21 protein-coding genes are annotated in these 21,057 nt (G+C 33.7%); 9 read left to right on the forward strand and 12 right to left on the reverse strand.

All coding sequences use genetic code 11. The features are described from left to right. Positions 1–28: 28 nt before the first annotated feature. The 4 genes from GB234_RS10175 to lon all read right to left on the reverse strand — a co-directional run bounded on the left by GB234_RS10175 (position 29) and on the right by lon (position 5,440). The gene (locus tag GB234_RS10175) at positions 29–892 is read right to left on the reverse strand and encodes a hypothetical protein (protein WP_151894451.1); all 864 of its coding nucleotides are present in this window, start codon (positions 890–892) and stop codon (positions 29–31) included. A 226-nt stretch (positions 893–1,118) separates the two neighbouring features. Continuing rightward, entirely contained in the window at positions 1,119–1,814 is a 696-nt protein-coding gene (cmk, locus tag GB234_RS10180) for a (d)CMP kinase (RefSeq protein WP_151894452.1), read from the reverse strand. A gap of 9 nt (positions 1,815–1,823) precedes the next feature. After that, positions 1,824–2,843 carry a type IX secretion system protein PorQ gene (porQ, locus tag GB234_RS10185; RefSeq protein ID WP_151894453.1) on the reverse strand — a complete coding sequence of 340 codons (1,020 nt, stop codon included), beginning with the start codon at positions 2,841–2,843 and terminating at the stop codon, positions 1,824–1,826. A 146-nt stretch (positions 2,844–2,989) separates the two neighbouring features. Next, complete coding sequence (gene lon / locus GB234_RS10190; RefSeq protein ID WP_151894454.1) at positions 2,990–5,440, reverse strand: endopeptidase La; 2,451 nt, start codon at positions 5,438–5,440, stop codon at positions 2,990–2,992. 307 nt (positions 5,441–5,747) lie between these two features. On the opposite strand from lon, the gene GB234_RS10195 reads away from it, so the two are divergent. Genes GB234_RS10195 through GB234_RS10210 form a run of 4 tightly spaced genes read left to right on the forward strand, consistent with a single transcriptional unit; the run spans position 5,748 to position 8,649 of the window. After that, positions 5,748–6,296 carry an RNA polymerase sigma factor gene (locus tag GB234_RS10195; RefSeq protein WP_151894455.1) on the forward strand — a complete coding sequence of 183 codons (549 nt, stop codon included), beginning with the start codon at positions 5,748–5,750 and terminating at the stop codon, positions 6,294–6,296. 2 nt (positions 6,297–6,298) lie between these two features. After that, complete coding sequence (locus GB234_RS10200) at positions 6,299–6,856, forward strand: hypothetical protein (RefSeq protein WP_151894456.1); 558 nt, start codon at positions 6,299–6,301, stop codon at positions 6,854–6,856. Continuing rightward, positions 6,840–7,922 carry a hypothetical protein gene (locus GB234_RS10205; protein WP_151894457.1) on the forward strand — a complete coding sequence of 361 codons (1,083 nt, stop codon included), beginning with the start codon at positions 6,840–6,842 and terminating at the stop codon, positions 7,920–7,922. Before GB234_RS10200 ends, GB234_RS10205 begins: the two co-directional genes overlap by 17 nt. Before the next feature lie 4 nt (positions 7,923–7,926). After that, complete coding sequence (locus GB234_RS10210; protein WP_151894458.1) at positions 7,927–8,649, forward strand: head GIN domain-containing protein; 723 nt, start codon at positions 7,927–7,929, stop codon at positions 8,647–8,649. A 161-nt stretch (positions 8,650–8,810) separates the two neighbouring features. Here the strand turns inward: GB234_RS10210 and GB234_RS10215 are convergent, their stop codons facing one another. The 3 genes from GB234_RS10215 to GB234_RS10225 all read right to left on the reverse strand — a co-directional run bounded on the left by GB234_RS10215 (position 8,811) and on the right by GB234_RS10225 (position 12,518). Then, positions 8,811–10,250: a DUF6252 domain-containing protein gene (locus tag GB234_RS10215; protein ID WP_151894459.1), complete on the reverse strand. Its 1,440-nt coding sequence runs from the start codon at positions 10,248–10,250 to the stop codon at positions 8,811–8,813. A gap of 61 nt (positions 10,251–10,311) precedes the next feature. After that, positions 10,312–11,622 (reverse strand): MFS transporter, encoded by a 1,311-nt coding sequence (locus GB234_RS10220; protein ID WP_151894460.1) that lies wholly within the window; start codon positions 11,620–11,622, stop codon positions 10,312–10,314. 80 nt (positions 11,623–11,702) lie between these two features. After that, complete coding sequence (locus tag GB234_RS10225; RefSeq protein WP_151894461.1) at positions 11,703–12,518, reverse strand: M48 family metallopeptidase; 816 nt, start codon at positions 12,516–12,518, stop codon at positions 11,703–11,705. Between the two features lie 238 nt (positions 12,519–12,756). Between GB234_RS10225 and GB234_RS10230 the strand changes: the two genes are divergently transcribed. From GB234_RS10230 to lpdA, 4 genes are all read left to right on the forward strand, one after another. Then, the gene (locus GB234_RS10230) at positions 12,757–13,272 is read left to right on the forward strand and encodes a collagen-like protein (protein WP_151894462.1); all 516 of its coding nucleotides are present in this window, start codon (positions 12,757–12,759) and stop codon (positions 13,270–13,272) included. Between the two features lie 25 nt (positions 13,273–13,297). Next, positions 13,298–13,783, forward strand: coding sequence for a peptide-methionine (R)-S-oxide reductase MsrB (gene msrB, locus GB234_RS10235; RefSeq protein ID WP_151894463.1), 486 nt, complete (start codon positions 13,298–13,300; stop codon positions 13,781–13,783). Then, entirely contained in the window at positions 13,776–14,168 is a 393-nt protein-coding gene (gene msrB / locus GB234_RS10240; protein ID WP_151894464.1) for a peptide-methionine (R)-S-oxide reductase MsrB, read from the forward strand. Before msrB (GB234_RS10235) ends, msrB (GB234_RS10240) begins: the two co-directional genes overlap by 8 nt. Positions 14,169–14,314: 146 nt before the next feature. Next, complete coding sequence (gene lpdA / locus GB234_RS10245) at positions 14,315–15,691, forward strand: dihydrolipoyl dehydrogenase (protein WP_151894465.1); 1,377 nt, start codon at positions 14,315–14,317, stop codon at positions 15,689–15,691. A 120-nt stretch (positions 15,692–15,811) separates the two neighbouring features. Here the strand turns inward: lpdA and aroQ are convergent, their stop codons facing one another. The 4 genes from aroQ to GB234_RS10265 form a co-directional block, all read right to left on the reverse strand. Beyond that, the gene (gene aroQ, locus GB234_RS10250) at positions 15,812–16,225 is read right to left on the reverse strand and encodes a type II 3-dehydroquinate dehydratase (protein WP_151894466.1); all 414 of its coding nucleotides are present in this window, start codon (positions 16,223–16,225) and stop codon (positions 15,812–15,814) included. A 91-nt stretch (positions 16,226–16,316) separates the two neighbouring features. Further along, a complete protein-coding gene (locus GB234_RS10255; protein WP_151894467.1) occupies positions 16,317–16,832 on the reverse strand; it encodes a porin family protein in 516 nt (171 codons plus the stop codon). A 16-nt stretch (positions 16,833–16,848) separates the two neighbouring features. Continuing rightward, positions 16,849–17,361: an autotransporter outer membrane beta-barrel domain-containing protein gene (locus tag GB234_RS10260; protein ID WP_151894468.1), complete on the reverse strand. Its 513-nt coding sequence runs from the start codon at positions 17,359–17,361 to the stop codon at positions 16,849–16,851. Between the two features lie 101 nt (positions 17,362–17,462). Further along, a complete protein-coding gene (locus GB234_RS10265; RefSeq protein WP_151894469.1) occupies positions 17,463–18,071 on the reverse strand; it encodes a porin family protein in 609 nt (202 codons plus the stop codon). Positions 18,072–18,242: 171 nt separating this feature from the next. Between GB234_RS10265 and xerD the strand changes: the two genes are divergently transcribed. Continuing rightward, the gene (xerD, locus tag GB234_RS10270; RefSeq protein WP_151894470.1) at positions 18,243–19,145 is read left to right on the forward strand and encodes a site-specific tyrosine recombinase XerD; all 903 of its coding nucleotides are present in this window, start codon (positions 18,243–18,245) and stop codon (positions 19,143–19,145) included. A gap of 276 nt (positions 19,146–19,421) precedes the next feature. Here xerD and rny read toward each other — a convergent pair whose 3' ends face one another. Next, positions 19,422–21,008, reverse strand: coding sequence for a ribonuclease Y (gene rny / locus GB234_RS10275; RefSeq protein ID WP_151894471.1), 1,587 nt, complete (start codon positions 21,006–21,008; stop codon positions 19,422–19,424). Positions 21,009–21,057 lie beyond the last annotated feature (49 nt).

Here is a 21,057-nt window from a genome sequence, read left to right on the forward strand (position 1 = left end):
TCGCTTTTAAAAACAAAATAAAATATTGTTAGTCTAGAAGGATAACTCCATCATATGCTTCATTAGCATCACTCCAAGAAAAAGTACCTGAAGTGGCTCCTGTACAACCTTCATTAGTATAATCCCCAATGAGTGCAGCATCTCTTACCAAGTGCCATGTAATAGGCCCGCTAAGATCAGAAGTTTGTCCTCCAGCTAATACACTATCTACATCAGCACCTGGTAAATAATCAACTAAAGTACAAACATCAAAATTTTCAAAATTATTATCTGTAAACATATAACCATTATATGTAACTATAAGTTGATCAAAATACTCTTCACCAAATGCACCACCTGTAGTTTCACCTGTAGTAGTTAAATTCCAAGTACCGCTAAAAAAAGGATTCTCTGGATCACTAAAAGTACCTGTAAGAACACTTGACCTTCTTGTACTAGTTTCTTTTGTAATTTCTATAAAATAAAGTTCATTATTTATCGATGCATTTGTAACTCTTGCTTTAACTTGACTTAAATCTAGGATAAAAGAACTATTGTTTGCAATAAAATTAAATGATTGGTCAGTTGTTTCTTGCGAATAATCTCCCTGAGAAGTGTAATCGATAATTTCTCCACCTTCCATTTCTGCATAGGCTGAATACTCTCCATTATTTTCTACATTTATCCAAATAACTCCTCTATCTTGAGAATGTCCTGCTGCAATCACTCCTTTATAAATACCTCTTCTTTGAGTATCAAAGATTTCGTTAGGAGTTTGTTCTTTTGCATTTAAGTTTACTTGTGATGTTGTCGTTAAGTTTGCATTTTCTTGTTCTTCAAGTGATGCTTCTTTTGAGCAACTTGTGAAAGCCATTGCGCTGGCCAAAGCTGTAATTGTTAGTAGGTTTTTCATAATAAAATGATTAAGGGTTAAATAAATGCGTCACCTTAAAAATGTGATGCGGGGCTATTAATTTTTGGCTAAGTTACACATTTCCATCGATTAAAAGCGATATTATCGGTTAAAAGTTTAAATACTAACTAATTACGAAAAAAATGTGTAGGAAAAATCTGACCTAATGTAAAACAAATACCGATAAAGAAAGGGTTTGTTATAAAAGAGGAAATATTAAAAAAAATTATAATCTGCCCGCAATTCTGTCTTTTGCAAGTTGTAGAATTATATGAAATTGGTCTTCTAGGTTCATTTCGCTATTATTAATTTCAATAGCACCCTCTGCTTTGCGAAGGGGAGAGTCTTCTCGTGTAGAGTCAATATGATCTCGTTCTATTACATTTTCCAGCACGTCTTTATAAAGAATGTCATCACCGCGTTCAAGTAACTCTTTATAACGGCGTTGTGCTCGCTTTTCTGCAGATGCATCAAGAAAAATTTTTAATTCAGCATCTGGAAAAACTACAGTTCCAATATCACGACCATCCATCACTAAACCTTTACCCTGTCCCATCACTTGTTGCTGATGTACTAATTTTTTTCTTACCTCAGAAATAGTTGCAACGGGACTCACAAATTCTGAAACTTCTAAGGTTCTTATTTGTTTCTCTACGTTTTCACCATTAAGATAAACTTCGGCAATTCCTGTTTTTTGATTTTTTTTGAATGTAATTGAAATATTTTCAAGACTTGAAATTAATCCTTGACTGTCTAATATTTCCGAAGAGATAAAATTATTACGCATTGCAAATAATGTGACGGCTCTGTACATAGCGCCAGTGTCAACATATATATAATCTAACCAGTCTGCTAATTGCTTGGCTATGGTGCTTTTTCCTGTAGATGAAAAGCCGTCAATGGCAATGGTAATTTTTCCCATGGCGCAAAGTTATCGTAAATCAACTTGTACTCCAAAGAAACTTGTAGAGGCTGCAGTATTATATTTTGAATATGAATAATTAAGCCTAATTTTATTAAGCTTAATACCAAATCCTGCACTTATTCCTGCAAATGCACGTCTGTCAATTATTCGTAATTCTTCTGCTCTTCTAAAATTATATCCTAAACGAATATTAAATCCACTTTCTGGAAACAACTCTACTCCTACTATCATGTGGCGTAATGCGTGATCAAAGAAATTAATATTTTCTTTTGTTATGTTTCCTTCTAGATCTGTAATTTCTCTATCTGGGTTTGAAAATGCTACATTCCAACGTTGCATATTTTCTAATGTAAAATGCCATCTAATTGGGATTCGCTCTAAAGTTTGAGAAATACCAAAGATTAACTCAAATGGTACTTGCTCTAGTTCAATATCGTAAGGAGTAATTTGGGTACCAATATTTCTTGCTACTCCTGCTATATGCAAATCCCAAGGTTCGTAAATGTAATTTAATGCCAAATCTACAGCTACTCCTACTGAGTTGTAACTTTCTAACGTAGATGAAATAAATTTAATATTTCCGCCGACATGAAAATCTGTAAATGGAATATTACGCGCATGCCCTACTGAAACTGCTACTTCTCCCCCACTAAAACTTGCAGTTTCATTTCCATTCTCATCATAACCTTCAAAATTTCCGTAGTTTATATAGGTTGCTCCAGCATGTATTACTTGTGTTCTCCTATCCCAAAGATAAGCATACGCTACGGTACCATAATTTACATCACCTATATAATTGTTATAATTGACTGAGAGCTGGTTATCCATTTCAGGATTAATTGATGCGGGATTAAATAGTCCTTGAATTGGGTCATAATCATAGTTAGTAACCGTTTTACCTCCTAATGCTGCTTGCCTAGGATTATTTACTAAATTTAAAAATGAATAAGTGGAGCGTCCACCAATTTGCCCAATCGCAGAAATGGTTAATAATGAGGCTAATAAAAATAAAACCTTGTGGTTCATTGGCATTGGGACGCGGAGTCTTTACATAGTAACGACTGCAAGTATAAAATATTTTTGAACAGTAAAAAAAGGAAACAATATTATATGACAAAAGAGCTAAAACAAAGAAGGGTTTCCTTTCTTATATTTTAACTCTTTTATTGTTATTATAATTTCTTAGCGTTCTTCACTTTCTCTTTTGTCAATGCGAGTGTTAATACATCACTCATATCTTTGACGTAATGAAAGGTAAGTCCTTTTAAATATTCGGGTTTAATTTCTTCAATGTCTCTTCTATTTTCTTCGCAGAGTAAGATTTCTTTAATTCGTGCTCTTTTAGCTGCGAGTATTTTTTCTTTGATTCCGCCAACGGGTAATACTTTTCCTCGGAGTGTAATTTCTCCAGTCATAGCAATGCTTTTCTTTACTTTACGTTGTGTGAACAATGAGACTAATGATGTCAACATTGTTATACCCGCACTAGGTCCATCCTTAGGGGTTGCTCCTTCTGGAACATGGATATGTACATTATATTTATCAAAAATTTCAGGCTTAAGTCCTAATTTATCTGCATTTGCTTTAATGTATTCCATTGCAATTGTGGCAGACTCTTTCATCACTTTCCCTAAATTACCTGTCATATTTAACGTTCCTTTTCCTTTACTAAGAATAGATTCGATAAATAAAATGTCTCCACCCACACGTGTCCAAGCAAGTCCTGTAACAACTCCAGCTACATCATTGCTTTCATATTTGTTACGCTCCATTTTTGGTGGGCCTAGAATTTCTATTAAAGCTTCGTTAGTTACTTTTACTTCATATTCTTCTTCCATTGCAATTTTCATTGCTGCAAAGCGTACAGTTTTTGCAATTTGCTTTTCTAAACCACGTACACCACTTTCTCTTGTATATCCTTCTACAATTTTTTCTAATTGAGCCTTTCCTACTTTTAAATGCTCCTTAGTTAAGCCGTGTTCTTCTAATTGTTTAGGTAATAGATGCTGTTTTGCGATTTCTACCTTTTCTTCAATTGTGTATCCAGTAACATTAATTATTTCCATACGGTCTCTTAATGCTGGCTGTATGGTACTCAAACTGTTTGAAGTAGCAATAAACATTACTTTAGACAAGTCATACCCTAACTCTAAAAAATTGTCATAAAAAGCGCTATTTTGCTCTGGGTCTAATACTTCTAACATTGCAGATGATGGATCTCCTTGACTACCTACAGATAGCTTGTCAATCTCATCAAGTACAAAAACTGGGTTACTTGTTCCTGCCTTTTTTAAACTTTTAATGATACGACCAGGCATTGCACCTATATAGGTTTTACGATGTCCACGAATTTCGGCCTCATCTCTTAACCCACCTAAGGAGATACGTATATATTCTCTCCCTAATGCTTCGGCAACAGATTTACCTAAACTTGTTTTACCTACTCCTGGAGGTCCGTATAAACATAATATGGGTGATTTCATATCATTTCGGAGTTTGAGAACTGCTAGGTATTCAATGATACGTTTTTTAACATCATCTAATCCATAATGGTCGCGGTCTAAAATTTTCTTAGCTCGCTTTAAATCAAATTTATCTTTACTAAATTCATTCCACGGTAATTCTAATAATAAATCTAGATAGTTTTTCTGAATACTAAATTCAGCCACTTGTGGATTCATTCGCTGTAGTTTAGCCAGCTCTTTTTTAAAGTGTTTTGCTACACTTTCATCCCATTTCTTTGCTTTACCACGGGTTTTCATTTCTTCTATTTCGGCTTCAGAAGAATTACCACCAAGCTCCTCTTGGATTGTCTTCATTTGCTGATGTAAGAAATACTCTCGTTGTTGCTTATTTATATCACTATGAACTTTACTTTGAATATCGTTTCTTAAAGAAAGCTTTTGTAATTCTAGCTCCATAAAACGAAGAGTTTCCATAGCCCTATCTCGCAAGTCATTAACTTGAAGTAAAGTTTGCTTATCTGCAACAGATACGTTTAAGTTTGATGAAACGAAGTTAATAAGGAATGAAGGACTTTCAATATTTTTAATAGCAAAAGAAGCTTCACTTGGAATATTAGGACTATCCTTAATTATTAGTAATGCTTTTTCTTTTATTGACGCTACGATTTCCTTAAACTCAGCATTATCCTTTGCTGGACGTGCTTCGGCAACGGGTCTTACAGTAGCTGTAATAAAAGGTTCTGTAGTCATTACTTGATCGACTTCAAAACGTTTTTTTCCTTGAATAATAACAGTTGTGTTACCATCAGGCATTTTAAGCACTTTAAGAATTTTTGCAACAGTACCTACAGTATTAATGTCATTTATTCCTGGCTCCTCCTCACCTTCTTCCTTTTGACTAACAACACCTATAATTTTATTTCCTTTGTTAGTTTCATTAATCAATTTTATCGATTTGTCTCGGCCTGCAGTGATAGGAACTACAACCCCTGGAAATAAAACAGTATTCCTTAGGGGGAGAATGGGTAAAATTTCTGGTAGCTCTTCATTATTCATTTCTTCTTCATCTTCTGTAGACATCAATGGAATAAACTCCGCATCATCTTGAAATTCTTGTAATGACAGACTGTCTAATATTTTTAATCTTGATTTTGACATAGTATATGATAAGACATAGTGTCACATATTTACGAAACACTATATGATTTAGTTTTTAATTGTAAAATAAGTATGCTAATAGTAACTGATTTTCAGTAGGTTTGATAACTCTAGCGCTTGGTATAATTCAAAGTGTATGCCATATAATTAAACTATAATTGATTTTTAGTTTAACATTTCCGAAGAAAAAAACTACAGAATCTATTTAATATGTAAGACAATATTAAAAGTAAATATTATTAATTTTTTTTATAAACTGTAACAATTAGTAACCCACCGTATCTTTATATCAACCAACCATTAAAAAGTGTCATTAACTAAACTACCAGTCGAAAATTTGCTCGAGCTCTGTTTGCAGAAAAATAACTTGGCACAGCTAGAAATTTATAATCGCTACGAGCGTGCGATGTTTAATACATCTGTTCGTATCGTAAAAGATAAGGCCCTAGCCGAAGATGTTATGCAAGAGTCTTTTTTGACAGCCTTTAATAAATTAGAAACCTTCAAAGGTACGGCAACCTTTGGCGCATGGCTTAAAAGAATAGTTGTTAATAACAGCATTTCAGCGTATCATAAATCAAACAAATATGTACCGTTAGACGAATACTCAATAAAAGGAGAAATGTATAGTGATGAAGATGGCATAGCCGAAATATCAAACAAAAGCCCAAAAGTGCAACACTTATTAAAAATTATGAAAACTCTGCACCCCAAATATGACCAAGTATTAACACTCCACTTTATTGAAGGATTTGATTATGAAGAAATTTGTGATATTCTAAATATTACAAACGCAAATTGCAGAACAATGATTTCTAGAGCTAAAGAAAGTTTGAGAAAAAAATTAAACCTATAATGATGAAAAACTCTATAGAAAACATATTAAAGAACGACAATGGTCAATTTGACGTTGAAAAAACGCCACAAGGGCATCAAAATAGATTTTTTGAGAAACTTAAAGCACAAGAAGAAGTTATTACAATAAAAAACAAGAAAGTTACATGGTGGAAACCTTTAACCATTGCAGCCAGTTTTGCTGTACTATTTACTGTAGGCTCCCTGTTCTTTAACGATAATACCGTGCCTCAAGAAGCGGAGCTTGCCAGTGTATCTGTAGAGATGCAACAAACACAGTCTTTTTTTACAACAGCTATCAATGAAGAGTTAAAAACACTGAAGAGCTATAACGACCCAGAATTAAAAGAAATTATAAATGAAACACTAACCGAAATTGAAGCCTTAGAAGCACAGTACAAAATTTTAAAAGTTGATTTATTGCAAAGTGGTAATGACAAACGCGTTGTAACTGCCATGATTGCAAACTTTCAAAATAGAATTGAACTGCTACAAGAGGTAATTAATACCATAGAAGATATTAAAAATCAAAAAAACAATACAGATGAAATCACGCTATAATATATTATTTTTCTTGCTTTTAACTCCAGCATTATTATTTGCTAATGGTGGTAAGTTAAAAGGAAAATACTCTAAAGAGAGAAAAATTTCTAAAGAGTTTAACGTAAACACGGATGCCGAATTAAAGGTTGACAATGCCTATGGAAACATCAACATTACAACCTGGAATGAAAGCAGAACAGTAATAGATGTCCTCATAAAAACAAGTAGTGATAATGAAAGTAAAGCTATAGAAAAGCTAGAAGATATTACGATAGACTTTAAGGCAAGCAGCAGCCTTGTAATTGCTACTACAAATTTTGAAGGAAACGGTAGAAATTCTAGTTGGAAAAGGAATAACAATCATGTATCCTATGAGATTATTTACACCATTAAACTCCCTATGGAGAACAGCGTTGATTTAACTAACAAATATGGAGCAATTACAATTACAACAATTAATGGCAAAGCTAGAATAAATGCTATGTATGGGGATGTTATCCTAGGGGATTTAAATGCAGATAACAACAATATTAAAATGCGTTACACAGACCACGCTACGATAAACTATATGAAAAGTGGAAAAATTGATGCTGACTATTCTGATTTTTCTTTAGAAAAAACTGAAAATCTAGAGCTCATTGCAGATTACACAAAAAGTAACATAGGCAATGTCAATGAACTCAATTATCACAATCGTTATGGTAAACTTAGGGTAGATAACGCAGCAAATGTTAATGGTAAAGCAGATTATAATGGAGGATTTTTTAAAAATGTGCAAAATAATTTTAATGTAACTGCTCGATACAGCACACTCAATTTAGAAAAAACACAAGCTTCAATGAAAAATATCATTATAGAAGGAAGCTACTCAAAAATAACTCTTGGGCTTCACCCAAAATATAATTTTAAATTCAATGCATCATTAGGCTATGGAGGATTAAAAGGTGCAAATTTTATTACAATGACCACAAAAAATGAAAAAGGTAGTAAGAAAGATTACGAGGGTTTCTTCGGAAATGAGAATACAAACAACAACATAAATATAAATTCACGCTACGGAAGCATAACACTAACACAAAACTAAAACCATGAAAAATTTAAAAACCATTTTAGCTATAACAGTATGTATTGTGGCTACACAGATAACTTTTGCTCAAAAAAACATAAAAGGAAGTGGTAATGTAATAACAAAAACTATTACTACCTCAGACTATCATGCAGTTAATACTATTGGCTCAATTACAGTAGAGCTTGTTTCTGGTAATGAAGGAAACATAAAAGTCATAGCAGAAGATAATCTTCAAGAATTTGTTGAGATAACTAATAACGGTGGTGCTTTAAAAGTAACTACAAAAAACAATCTGCCGTATTACAAATCCACACACGGAATACGTGTTATAGTACCATTTAAAGAATTAGATAAAGTTACACTAATTGGTTCTGGCGATGTGATAGGAAAAGATATAATTAAAACTAACAATTTTGAGACTAAACTCACAGGATCTGGTGATTTAAAACTAGAAGTGAAAGCCCAAGAAATTAATGCCTATATTAAAGGTAGTGGCGACTTAACATTAAGAGGAACAACAAATGTTTTTAACGCTGTTGTATCTGGAAGTGGTGATCTAATAGCTAAAAATTTAAAGACCACAATGACAGATATTTCATTAACAGGCTCAGGTGACGCATCGGTTTATGCTTCTAGTAGTATTAAAGCTAGAGTAAATGGAAGTGGTGATATTGAGTATTTTGGAAATCCTACAACAAAAGATACTAAGGTATTTGGTTCTGGAGATATTGATAAAATGTAAACAATAAGTAAAAATCAAAAAACCGTAGTGAGCTACATTGCGGTTTTTTAAATTAAACATTTCAGATAATTACAGTCACTCTTTATACTGAAACGCAAAACAACAACGCCTCTTTATTTAATATAAAGAGGCGTTGTTGTTTTAAAATTTCTGAAGATACTCTAGAGTATATTCTGAGCGAACTCTCCTTCTGTAATTGATACAATTGCAGGGTTTGTCCCCACATTATCAATAGCTGTAAATGAAAATGTTGCCCTAATATCTCCTGTCTCGGGATCATATTCTTGAACAGTCAATGTTCCTGGGTTTGAACTAAATACGGTATTTACATTAGGTACTGTATAAGTTCCTACAACTTCATCTCCATTAACAACTTCGGTAGCCATGTCATACACACCTACTTCAACTGTAATTGGCAATGTTATTGTAATTTCTCTTCCACTAGGAATCGTAGCTGTGATTGTTCTTGTTTGAATCATATTTATCTCCTCACTAGTTACAATAACATCTATAGCAGCAGGTTCAAAATCTAACCCATCAATTACCGCTCTAAAAGGAGATGGTTCTGGTATTGCAATATCAGTAGTGAAGACTGTAAAACTACCCTCAGTTATTTCAACAATTGTAGGGTCTTGCATTAGTGGGTCTGTTGCAGTAAAGAAGAATGTTCCTTCTAGAATACCATCTGTTACATTAAATGTAGTAATGGTCATTTCTCCAGGGTTTGAACTAAGGTTTTCCCCTCCTGTATTGCCATTATATAGACCAATTAACATTGAACCGTCTGATATCTCACTTTCCATAGGGAATGTACCTATCCCAATATCTGAAGGAATATCAAGACGTATTAATTGTCCTGTTGCAGTTAATGCTTCAATTTTTATAACCAATTCATCACCTACCACATTTGATGTTGTTACTAATGATGTATCCACATGTTCTTCACCATCTGCAAGTGCAAAGAAATCTTCAACTGGCTCCATTGGGTCACCGCCACCGCCGTTACCTCCACCACCATTACCGCCACCGCCATCTTCGTTAAGTGTAAATGGAATTGCTGTAAAGACACCTTCGGTAATTTCAACCTCTTGAACTATTGGGTCTCCATTACCATCAAAAAGAGGATTACCGTCGCCATCTATTGCCTGTCTTACTCCTGTAAATTGGAATGAGCCACTAACAACCATATCCATCTCATTAAATGTAGTAATACTCATTTGGCCAGACCCATTAAGACCACTGGCTGTAGTATATGGATTAAGCGCTGAAGAAGCATCAATATATGCTGCAGTATTATCTGTAGCAGGAATATCTGTTAAATTAAAACTCCCAGTAGCTACATTAGCAACTGCTATTGAAATTGCATTATTGCTCCCTGATACCCCTGTAATTGTAAAGAACCCATCATTAAACACAACTGCTGCAGAACTTGCCGCAGTAAAATTTACTCCATTAATTTTAGCGGTGAAAGCCCCTGGTTCATTATCTCCTGGATTCCCTCCTTGTGGAAATTGCCCTTCTAAGGGTTCATCACTACAAGAAGCAAATTGAAATGCCATTAAGACTACAAGCATCCAATTAAATAGTTTAAATTTTTTCATAGTTAAGTAAGTAAGTTCTTTGGTAATAACGCAAACATAAAGAAAAATTGTGTAATCCTTTTTATTTTTTAGGTACTCTAAACAGTAATATGACCCCAATTATAAAGAACACGACTAAAAACAGGATGGCATTACGCATGCTACCTGTAACTTGGTCGATAAAGCCATAAATGAGCATTCCTATTACTATACCTATTTTTTCGGCAACATCATAAAAGCTAAAATATGAAGTGGTATCTTTTGTTTGAGGTAAAAATTTTGAATATGTAGATCGCGAAAGAGACTGGATACCTCCCATTACTAACCCCACAACCCCTGCTGTAATGTAGAAATGTAAAGGTTCAAAAATAAAAAAAGCAGTAATACACAAGAGTACCCAAACAAAGTTAATTACTATCAATGTTTTAATATTTCCGAAGCGAGAAGATGCCTTGCTTGTTAAAAAAGCTCCCAAAACAGCTACCAATTGTATGATTAAAATACTACCTATGAGCCCTATTGTTTTAGCATCATCATTTCCCCAATTAATTTCCTGCTCGCCAAAATACGTAGCGACTAACATAACAGTTTGTACTGCCATACTGTAAATAAAAAAAGCAGCTAAATAACGTTTTAATTTTAAATTACTTGTTAGGGATTGATAAACGCTTTTTAATTCTCTAAAACCATTGAAAATTACTGCACTAGTAACTTTATGACCCGTTTTATTTCCTTTAGGCAAATAATAAAATGAATACTGACTAAAGATAATCCACCATAACCCTACGGTGATAAAAGAAATTTTCATCGCCTCAACACTCCCACTTCCATCATCACTTAAACCAAATATGGCTGGAAACATTACCATACCAAGGTTAAATATGAGTAATAAGACGCTCCCTATATAACCTAATGAGTACCCCTTTGCACTAGTACTGTCCTGCTGTTCTTTATGGGCTATATCTGGTAAATATGAGTTGTAAAAAACCAAACTTCCCCAAAAGCCAATGAGCCCAAAGAAATAACTCAATAAGCTCAAATAAATATTATCTAGATTAAAAAAATAAAGAGATATACAGGAAAGTGCTCCCAAGTAGCAAAAAAACTTCATAAACGTTTTCTTGTTCCCTACGTAATCTGCTATACCTGAAAGTAATGGTGACAACACCGCAACCATTAAAAATGCTGCTGCAGTAGTGTATGTTATTAAAGGAGTGCTTCGTATTGCGCCACCAAAAATTTCGACCGTTACAATACCTTTTTCCTTAAATAATGCTCCGTAAAAAATAGGAAAAATAGCTGATGCGATTACTAAGCTATAAACCGAATTTGCCCAGTCATAAAATGCCCAAGCATTCAATAATTTTTTAGACCCTTTTTCTAATTCTGCCATTATAATGTATTAAACGTCTAAAATAAAAATATCCCAACGAATCGTCGGGATATTTTAAAAGTAAATTATTTTTTTATTTCTTATTTCCTAAATGTGGTCACACCATACTTTTTAGCTTCAGCTCTCGCTGCTGGTGCCCACTGCATAATATTATTAATACGCGTTTGATTTGCAGGGTGAGTACTTAAAAACTCTGGTGGTGCACCACCTCCCGCTTGGCTCATACGCTCCCATAGCCTCGCTCCTACTATAGGATCATACCCAGCAATTGCCATTAAAGTTAACCCTATTTTATCAGCCTCTGTCTCATGACTACGGCTAAAGGGTAACATTCCTAAAACATTTGAACCAACTCCAAAGGCTTGATTATAAATAGCAGCATTTTCTGAACTTGCTGTACCTACAGCAACTCCTACAGCAGCAACCTGTTGTAACTGTCCTGCACTCATACGTTGTTGTCCATGGTTTGCAAGTGCGTGAGCAACCTCATGCCCCATAATTGCAGCAACTCCAGCTTCATTTTCAGCTATTGGCATAATACCAGTATAAAATACAATTTTACCTCCTGGCATACACCAAGCATTTACAGCTGGGTCATCAACTAGATTATACTCCCAACGATAGTCTGTTAAATATCCTGCATATCCATTTGCAGTTAAATAACGCTCAGCCGCACTTGAAATTTTCTGCCCTACATTTTTAACCATATTTGCTTGCGAAGTCCCAGTTACAACTTTATTTTCAGTTAAAAACTGGTCGTATTGCTGAAATGCCATTGGCAAAATTTGTGAGTTAGGCACAAGTGCTAATGTAGATTTTCCTGTAAAGGGATTAGTAGCACAACCTATTGCAAATAAAGCAATAAAGGCTAAGGATAATAATTGTTTGTAATTCATAATGATGGTGTTTGTTTTCTGATTTAAAAATACAGTTTTTAACATTTTAATACTATTAAAAAAATTATAATTTCTGTCATTTAATTTCTTCGGAAATATCAAATACAAAGCCAAAACTTCTTTAGCTTTTATTTAAGACCGAAATTTTAATAATCCAATTACTTTTAACCTCTCATTATAACAATCAAACAATAACGGAATAGTTGTTGTTACATTTCAGAAAAAAAAGCAAACTCATATGAAACATTTATTTTTATTTATTGGTATTACAACAGCACTTATATTTTCATCTTGCGAAGGTGACCAAGGACCTCCAGGCGAGCCGGGTATTAATATTTTAGGACAAGTTTTTGAGACTACTACAAATTTTAATAATGGTAATGCCTATGAAAGTCTAGTAAGTTTCCCTTCAAATATTACCGTTTTTGAAAGTGATGCAATACTTGTTTATTGGTTAGAAGATGTTGTTTCTGATGGAAATGGTGGCAGTATTGATGTATGGTCTCCACTACCTCAAACGCTTTATGTTGATGGTGGATCATTTCAATATACCTTTAACCACACTTTTCTAGATGTTCTAATATTTCTTCAAGGAGACATTGACCTAAACACCTTAGGATCAGGATTTACAAATAATCAAACATTTAGAATTGCCGTAGTACCATCAGAATTTGCAGACGCAAATTTAAGTATGGATGATTTATTACGACAGATAGAGGTAGATACTTCGGAAATTGAACGTATTTCAAACTAATTACTAAAAAATCAAGAATAAGAATATGAAAAATTTATTTATAGCCATTGCTTGTATTACTCTTTTTAGTTGTAATTCAACAGCCCAAAAAGGCGAAAAGACCACCGAAACTTTTGAAGTAACAAAGACAAAGGCAGAGTGGAAAGAACAGTTAACATTTCAGCAATACGATGTACTGCGCAATGCAGGTACGGAGCCTCCTTTTTCAAGTAAGCTTAATAAAGAATATGATAAAGGAGTTTATGTGTGTGCAGCTTGCGATACACCATTATACAAAAGTGAACACAAATTTGATAGTGGAACAGGGTGGCCTAGTTTTGATCGTGTAATTGAAGGCAATGTTGCGTTTGATACTGACCAAAAGTTAGGTTACACGAGAGTCGAAGAGCACTGCGCTACATGTGGTGGTCATTTAGGTCATGTATTTAATGATGGACCAAAAGATACTACTGGAAAAAGACATTGTATTAATGGCGTTGCATTAAAATTTATCCCTGCAGAAAATGAGTAAATATCCAGTAAATAAAACCGAGGCCGAGTGGAAAGAAGAACTTGGTGAAGCACGATACAAAATTTTAAGAGAAAAGGGTACAGAACGTCCTCACACGGGCGAGTACAATCTCTCTTTTGAAAATGGAACTTATGTTTGTGGAGCATGTAATAATCCACTTTTTGAAAGCGAGAGTAAATTTGAGAGTAATTGCGGATGGCCTAGCTTTGATGAGAGCATTGAAGGTAATGTTGAATATGTAAAAGATATTTCTATGGGAATGATACGTACAGAAATTCTCTGCGCTAACTGTGGTAGCCATTTAGGACACGTCTTTAATGATGGCCCATCTGAGACTGGACAGCGATATTGTGTAAATTCATTGTCTGTTGATTTGAAGAAATAAGTAGTTTTTAATTCATTAAAAAAATCTTGAAAATTAAAGCGCATCAAGCTTTAATTTTCAAGATTTTTTCTTTTTTATAATTTATCTGTTTTTCATTTCACATTTAGTAAATTTGAATTCATAAATTAACAAGCAAAAAAAGTACGATGAGCAAATATGATGTTATAGTTTTAGGAAGTGGCCCAGGAGGCTATGTTACTGCCATTAGAGCGTCTCAACTAGGTTTAAAAACTGCAGTTGTAGAAAAAGAAAGCCTAGGCGGTGTATGTCTTAACTGGGGATGCATCCCTACAAAAGCGCTTCTTAAAAGTGCCCAAGTTTTTGATTACTTGAAACATGCTGAGGATTATGGATTGACAGTAAAGGAATATGACAAAGACTTTACTAAAGTTGTTGAGCGTAGCCGTGGCGTAGCTGATGGTATGAGCAAAGGTGTTCAGTTTTTGATGAAGAAAAATAAAATTGACGTTCTTAATGGCTTCGGAAAATTGAAAACTGGAAAGAAAATAGATGTTGATGGAAAAGAATATAGTGCAGACCATATTGTTATTGCGACTGGAGCACGCTCTAGAGAATTACCTAACCTCCCACAGGATGGTAAAAAAGTGATTGGCTATCGTGAAGCAATGACTCTTAAAAAGCAACCTAAATCTATGATTGTCGTAGGTAGTGGTGCCATAGGTGTAGAGTTTGCACATTTCTATAATTCGATGGGAACAGATGTAACCATTGTTGAATTTTTACCAAATTTAGTACCTCTTGAAGATATTGATGTATCAAAGCAATTTGAGAAATCTTTCAAAAAGAGTGGTATTAAAGTAATGACAAAATCGTCTGTCGAAAAAGTAGATACCTCTGGTAAATTAGTAAAGGCAACTGTAAAAACCGCAAAGGGCGAAGAAGTTATTGAAGCTGAAATTGTACTATCTGCAGTTGGTATTGTTACAAATATAGAAGGAATAGGTCTTGAGGATGTTGGTATTGTTACTGACAAAGGCAAGATTATGGTAAATGACTGGTACCAAACAAACATTCCAGGGTATTATGCTATTGGTGATGTAACCCCAGGACCTGCTTTAGCACACGTTGCTTCGGCCGAAGGTATCACTTGTGTTGAGAAAATCGCTGGAGTTCATGCTGAAGCTATCGACTACGGAAATATTCCAGGATGTACATATGCCACTCCAGAAATTGCAAGTGTGGGAATGACAGAGCAACAAGCTAAGGATGCTGGATATGAATTAAAGGTAGGTAAATTCCCTTTCTCGGCTTCAGGAAAAGCAAGTGCAGCTGGAACAAAAGACGGATTTGTAAAAGTAATATTTGATGCTAAATATGGCGAATGGTTAGGTTGCCACATGATTGGCGCTGGCGTAACAGATATGATTGCTGAAGCTGTTTTAGGTAGAAAGCTTGAGACCACAGGACACGAAGTTTTGAAAGCTATCCACCCACACCCAACAATGAGTGAGGCAGTAATGGAGGCAGTTGCTGACGCTTATGGAGAAGTAATTCATTTGTAGCAATTATCAATTATCAAAAATTAAAAATTAAAAAAATCGCAGTGAATCTTCATTGCGATTTTTTTTAATTAAAATTTCTCTTTTATTAATTAGAAGAAAAATTTATATCCTTGTAATATGCTATAAAAAACTTTGAATAGCTAAATCATAACTTTGTAATCCAAAACCTAAAATAACTCCCTTAGCTCCAGTTGAGACATATGAGTGGTGTCTAAATTCTTCTCTTGCAAATGTATTTGAAATATGCACTTCAATTACAGGGGTTTCAATAGCTTTTACAACATCTCCAATGGCTACAGACGTATGAGTATAGGCTGCTGCGTTTAATATGATACCGTCATAATCGAAGCCTACTGCTTGAATTTTATCAATCAACTCTCCTTCTATGTTAGATTGAAAATATTCAAGTTCTATTTCGGTATACTTAAATTGTAGTTTTGAAAAATAGTCTTTAAATGTCTCATTACCGTAGATAGCAGTTTCACGCTTTCCAAGTAGGTTTAAATTAGGGCCGTTTATTATAATTAATTTCATATTTCAAATATAAGAAATAAAAAAACCGAGAATATGATTTCCTCGGTTTCTGTAGATTAAAACTTTTAATTTCTAAATAGAACTAGCCATATTAAAATTTGAAACCAATTCCTGCATTTAAAAAATTAATTTGTGATTTTATATCTGCGGGTCCTGTATAATAATTATTAACTTGAAAAGTATACCGAGCATTGACATAAAAACCAAATGCAATATCAAATCCTGCACCTGCACCTATCCCTAAATTGAGTTTTGTAAAATCATCAAATATCTCTTCTAATGTATATGTAAATTGAGGTCCCGCTTGTATATATAATTTAGGTATTGGATACAACTTTACCATTAAAGGAATTTGTAAAAAGTTAGAATCATCAATATTAACGTACAATACTTCTGGTTGTACTCTAAACCTTTTTGTCAATTCAAATTCTACTAAAACTCCAGCATAAAAACCAGTCTCAGCATCTTGATCAAAATTTATTGTATCTCCGCCACTTATTTTTCCATCTCCACTAATATAACCCGCTGAAAGACCAAAATTTAAATCTTGGGCCATTGTTGAAAGTCCTAATAAAAATGATATGCTAATTAATATTATATTTTTCATGATATTTATTTAACAATTAAAAATCAAATAAAAGTCCTACACGAGCATGAATATAACCACTATTCTCAACACCTCTATCTAAAGATAATGTGGTATATTTTATTTCACCAAATAAATTTACATTTGACACAAGGTGAATTTTATACCCAGCTCCCACATTTGCACCAAATGATGAATCTTTAAAGGTGGCATCTCCTATTTGAAACCCACCAAAAAGATTTTTTGTTTTTAATGATTGGGACAAGTATTCTCCCCCAGCTAAAACATATAATTCTTTATAAACCTTGTAACGAGCATTTAAGTCTATTGCAAACCAGTTAATGCGATCACTACCATTAAATTCTGCAGTAGAAAAAGTATTTGTATTACCTATTCCCCATTTTTCATCAAACTCATAAATTAAATCTGCACTTACACCTACTCCATCAATTTCTGTAAGATAACCTACACCAAAACCTGCTTTAAATCCTTGAGCATTAACAGCAGAAATTCCACAAACCATACATATTAAAAAAAGTACTTTTTTCATTCTTAAATTTTTAAAAATTAGAATTCAAAAATACAGTATTTAGCATAATAAAAAAGTGGAAACACTATGTTTCCACTTGATTTTTTGAGTAAAATAAATTATTACAAGAAAGAATATCCTGCCCAGACTTGGAATACATTATTTTGATTCTTGTTATTTGTAAAATCACTATCATTAATATTTGAAACACCCTTATTATAGCGCAATCCACCTATAAATCCATTATCCATTGCATATGAAGCTCCTATGGCAACACCAATGTCTAAACTATTAAATGCATCCTTATTATCAACTTCTACTCCATTATTATTAAAGGCTCGCCCACCATCTGCAGAAAGTAAGAAACCAACTACGGGTCCTAACTCACCACTTAAGCCTTTAATAACATTATACTTTACCAATATTGGCGCATTAATATAATTAAGCTTTTGATCATAGTCATCATCAAAGCCAAATACTCCACCAAATTGACTTCCTTGGGCTGAGTATAATAATTCTGGTTGAATAGAAAATTTCATTATTAATGGAATCTCTGCAAAAACCCCTATATGATACGCAATTCTTGAATCAAGACCACCAAGTCCAGCATAAGCATCACCACCTATTGAGGCAACATTTAAACCTGCTTTAGCGCCAAATTTTAAATCCTGAGCTTTAGTCATAGTTAAAGCAAAAATTGATAGACATACTACTAAAATTGATTTTTTCATTTTTTTTTGTTTTAGTTATTACTTGTTTGTAATTAATGTTTACAAATAAAAAATGGTTAACAATTAAAATGCACCAAATTTACTTGTAAATTTAATCAACTGGTTTCTAGATAAATATAACAATAAATATTAAAGCATATATCCACGTAGGATTTTATTTACTTTTACAAAATGAAATGGAACCAAGCCCTAAAATCTTATCAAGACTATTTGCGCATTGAGCGTGGGCTTTCACTCAACTCAATAAATAGCTATTCATTAGATATAAAAAAACTAATGAATTGGCTTGAAATAAATAATAGTAAAGAGTCGCCTATAAAAATTTCTTCGGAAACGTTACAACAATTTATATACACGATTGCAAAAGAAGTAAACCCGCGCTCGCAGAGTAGAATAATCTCTGGTTTAAAAGGTTTTTTTAATTATTTAATCTTTGAGGATTTAAGAACTACAAATCCTTTAGAACTTATCGAAGCACCAAAAATAGGACGAAAACTTCCTGACACACTTGCTGTTGAAGAAATTGACTTTTTAATTTCTGCTATAGATTTAAGTAGTCCTCAAGGAGAAAGAAATAGAGCCATATTAGAAACCCTTTACGGTTGTGGCTTACGTGTAAGTGAACTGACCACCCTTAAAATTTCAGATTTATTCTTTGAAGAAGGCTTTATTAAAATTACTGGAAAAGGAGATAAACAACGCTTTGTCCCCATTGGTGACAACACTATTAGATACATTAATCTTTATAGAAAAGAAGTGCGCGTCCATCAAAAAATTAAAGCAGAAGCGAACGACACCTTATTTCTCAATAGACGTGGTAACGGCCTTACTCGCGCAATGATTTTTACCATAATTAAACAACTTGCCGAAATTTCTGGTATTAGGAAGACAATTAGTCCGCATACCTTTCGTCATTCATTTGCTACTCACCTTTTAGAAAACGGAGCAGACCTTCGTGCTATTCAACAAATGTTAGGGCACGAAAGTATTACTACTACCGAAATTTATACTCATATTGAAACTTCATTTTTAACCGAAACTATAAATAAGTTTCATCCCCGTAAGGATTCTTAGGATAGCTATCTTTTACATGGGTATTCATTTCCGAAGCAAAAAATTAATTTAGTATTTTTTTCTCTGCAATATTGTTGAATACAAGCCTATATATAAAAAAACAGGAAGATAAAAACCTAAATAAGTTACTTCGCGGCGATTTAAAATTTGGTTTCTCATTGATTATCGCGGACATAATTGTCTCGTTTACTTACAAATCAAATTATATATTCAAATTTCAATAAAAAAAAAGACCCCAAACGGGGTCTCTTCGTTAAAATTATATATATAAATTAATTATTTCGCGATATTCACTGCTCTTGTTTCCCTAATCACAGTTACTTTTACTTGACCTGGGTAGGTCATATCTGTTTGAATTTTTTGTGAAATTTCAAAAGATAATTGTGCTGCTTTTTCATCTGTTACTTTTTCACTTTCAACCATTACGCGTAACTCTCTACCTGCTTGGATAGCATATGCTTTATTTACACCACCAAATCCAAAAGCAATATCTTCTAAGTCTTTTAAACGCTGAATATAGCTATCAAGTACTTGACGTCTTGCTCCTGGTCTTGCTCCACTAATAGCATCACAAACTTGCACTATTGGTGACAGCAAGCTTGTCATTTCAATTTCATCGTGGTGAGCTCCAATGGCGTTACACACTTCTGGTTTTTCACCATATTTTTCAGCCCATTGCATTCCTAAGATTGCGTGAGGAACTTCCGTTTCAGATTCTGGCACTTTACCTATATCGTGTAATAAACCTGCACGTTTGGCTAATTTTGAGTTCAACCCTAACTCACTTGCCATTACACCACAAAGTTTTGCAACTTCTCTTGAATGTTGTAATAAATTTTGACCATAAGAAGAACGGTATTTCATACGTCCTACTGCTTTAATCAATTCTGGTTGTAAACCATGAATTCCTAAATCAATTACTGTACGTTTTCCAACTTCAATAATCTCTTCTTCAATTTGTTTTGTTGTCTTTTTTACTATTTCTTCGATACGCGCTGGATGAATTCTTCCATCTGTTACTAATTTATGTAATGACAAGCGTGCAATTTCTCTACGCACACTGTCAAAACAAGAAAGAATAATAGCGTCTGGGGTATCATCAACGATAATCTCAACACCGGTAGCAGCTTCAATAGCTCTAATATTTCGACCTTCGCGCCCAATAATTCTACCTTTTACATCATCACTTTCTAGGTTAAAAACAGATACACAATTTTCAACAGCCTCTTCTGTTCCTATACGTTGAATTGTGGTAATAATAATTTTCTTTGCTTCTTGTTGGGCAGTCATTTTAGCTTCTTCAACAGAGTTCTGCACAAATGCCATGGCATCTGTCTTCGCCTCTTCTTTTAAGCTGTGCATTAATTGTTCTTTAGCCTCATCTGCAGATAGACTTGAAATTACCTCTAATTGTTCAATTTGCGATCGGTGCATTTTGTCAACTTCAGATTTCTTTTTATCCAAAACAGAGAGACGTTCATCATAGTCCTTTTTCTTATTCTCTAGGTCAGATTTTTTATTTTCAAGATCAGCATTAGACTTTTTGTTCTTTGCTAACTCGCTAGAAATCTGCGATTCTTTATCTCTAATTCTTTTTTCTGCATCGCCCATTTTTTTGTCGCGACTATTAATTACTTTTTCATGTTCACTTTTTAATTCAAAGAATTTTTCCTTGGCTTGAAGCATTTTATCCTTCTTAATAGACTCTCCTTCAATAGTAGCTTCTTTGACTATACTTGCAGCTTCTTTTTTAGCAGAAGCTACAGTTTGAGAAGCGTTGTTTTTTTCAAGCATTTTAGCTATCAAAAAACCTATTGCTAGGCCAACAATACCTATTATTATGTACATCACTATATCATTCATTATTCTATATTTAGTTTGGTTTAGGTGTTTAATTATTAGTTTTTAACAT

Origin of the sequence: Patiriisocius marinistellae (genome assembly GCF_009014635.1) — a bacterium.
Lineage (GTDB): Bacteria > Bacteroidota > Bacteroidia > Flavobacteriales > Flavobacteriaceae > Patiriisocius > Patiriisocius marinistellae.

Excerpts from the sequence above, each read along its gene's own strand:
- porQ (WP_151894453.1), bottom strand. The coding sequence starts at position 2,843 with ATGAACCACAAGGTTTTATTTTTATTAGCCTCATTATTAACCATTTCT.
- GB234_RS10230 (WP_151894462.1), top strand. The coding sequence starts at position 12,757 with ATGAAACATTTATTTTTATTTATTGGTATTACAACAGCACTTATATTT.
- GB234_RS10215 (WP_151894459.1), bottom strand. The coding sequence starts at position 10,250 with ATGAAAAAATTTAAACTATTTAATTGGATGCTTGTAGTCTTAATGGCA.
- lon (WP_151894454.1), bottom strand. The coding sequence starts at position 5,440 with ATGTCAAAATCAAGATTAAAAATATTAGACAGTCTGTCATTACAAGAA.
- GB234_RS10200 (WP_151894456.1), top strand. The coding sequence starts at position 6,299 with ATGAAAAACTCTATAGAAAACATATTAAAGAACGACAATGGTCAATTT.
- lpdA (WP_151894465.1), top strand. The coding sequence starts at position 14,315 with ATGAGCAAATATGATGTTATAGTTTTAGGAAGTGGCCCAGGAGGCTAT.
- GB234_RS10255 (WP_151894467.1), bottom strand. The coding sequence starts at position 16,832 with ATGAAAAATATAATATTAATTAGCATATCATTTTTATTAGGACTTTCA.
- msrB (WP_151894464.1), top strand. The coding sequence starts at position 13,776 with ATGAGTAAATATCCAGTAAATAAAACCGAGGCCGAGTGGAAAGAAGAA.
- xerD (WP_151894470.1), top strand. The coding sequence starts at position 18,243 with ATGAAATGGAACCAAGCCCTAAAATCTTATCAAGACTATTTGCGCATT.
- GB234_RS10205 (WP_151894457.1), top strand. The coding sequence starts at position 6,840 with ATGAAATCACGCTATAATATATTATTTTTCTTGCTTTTAACTCCAGCA.
- GB234_RS10220 (WP_151894460.1), bottom strand. The coding sequence starts at position 11,622 with ATGGCAGAATTAGAAAAAGGGTCTAAAAAATTATTGAATGCTTGGGCA.
- GB234_RS10265 (WP_151894469.1), bottom strand. The coding sequence starts at position 18,071 with ATGAAAAAATCAATTTTAGTAGTATGTCTATCAATTTTTGCTTTAACT.
- msrB (WP_151894463.1), top strand. The coding sequence starts at position 13,298 with ATGAAAAATTTATTTATAGCCATTGCTTGTATTACTCTTTTTAGTTGT.
- aroQ (WP_151894466.1), bottom strand. The coding sequence starts at position 16,225 with ATGAAATTAATTATAATAAACGGCCCTAATTTAAACCTACTTGGAAAG.
- GB234_RS10225 (WP_151894461.1), bottom strand. The coding sequence starts at position 12,518 with ATGAATTACAAACAATTATTATCCTTAGCCTTTATTGCTTTATTTGCA.
- GB234_RS10175 (WP_151894451.1), bottom strand. The coding sequence starts at position 892 with ATGAAAAACCTACTAACAATTACAGCTTTGGCCAGCGCAATGGCTTTC.
- GB234_RS10260 (WP_151894468.1), bottom strand. The coding sequence starts at position 17,361 with ATGAAAAAAGTACTTTTTTTAATATGTATGGTTTGTGGAATTTCTGCT.
- GB234_RS10210 (WP_151894458.1), top strand. The coding sequence starts at position 7,927 with ATGAAAAATTTAAAAACCATTTTAGCTATAACAGTATGTATTGTGGCT.
- rny (WP_151894471.1), bottom strand. The coding sequence starts at position 21,008 with ATGAATGATATAGTGATGTACATAATAATAGGTATTGTTGGCCTAGCA.
- cmk (WP_151894452.1), bottom strand. The coding sequence starts at position 1,814 with ATGGGAAAAATTACCATTGCCATTGACGGCTTTTCATCTACAGGAAAA.